Source organism: Campylobacter sp. 2018MI10 (assembly GCF_018501175.1).
Lineage (GTDB): Bacteria > Campylobacterota > Campylobacteria > Campylobacterales > Campylobacteraceae > Campylobacter_E.
Genome location: NZ_JAHCZD010000073.1, coordinates 1 through 490 on the forward strand (window position 1 = coordinate 1; position 490 = coordinate 490).

The following is a 490-nucleotide window of genomic DNA, read 5'->3' on the forward strand; positions in this document are numbered from 1 at the left end:
GATATAATCAAAGCTCATTTTTTAAGAAAGGACAAAAGATGTTAGAAGGTATCGTTAGAGATAGTATCTGTAGAAAAACTTCTAAAACTTTAAAAAGAGATGGTTATCCAATCGTAAACATATATGGAAAAGGATTAGAAATCAGCAATGCCGCTTTTAAAGTAAATGAGTTTATTAAGGAAGTTCGTAAATAAACTACTTTAATTGTTGATGTAAAAGTAGGTTCTCAATCTTTAAGCGTTGTAGTTGTGGATTATCAAAAAGATCCTGTAACTGCAGAACTTAAACATGTGGATTTAAAAGTTGCACAAAAAGGTGTGATTTCTAAATACATGGTTACAGTTAAAATCACAGGAACAGCTATAGGTCTTAAAAATAAAGGTGTTTTAATCCAATCAAAAAGAAGATTAAAAGTAAAATGTGCAGCTGAAAATTTGCCAAATTTCTTCGAACTTGATGTAAGTAAACTTGATGTGGGTGATGCTTTACT

1 pseudogene is annotated in these 490 nt (G+C 30.0%); it reads left to right on the forward strand.

The features are described from left to right. Window positions 1-38: 38 nt before the first annotated feature. Window positions 39-490, forward strand: a pseudogene (locus KJR01_RS09715) (50S ribosomal protein L25/general stress protein Ctc); the annotation flags it as partial.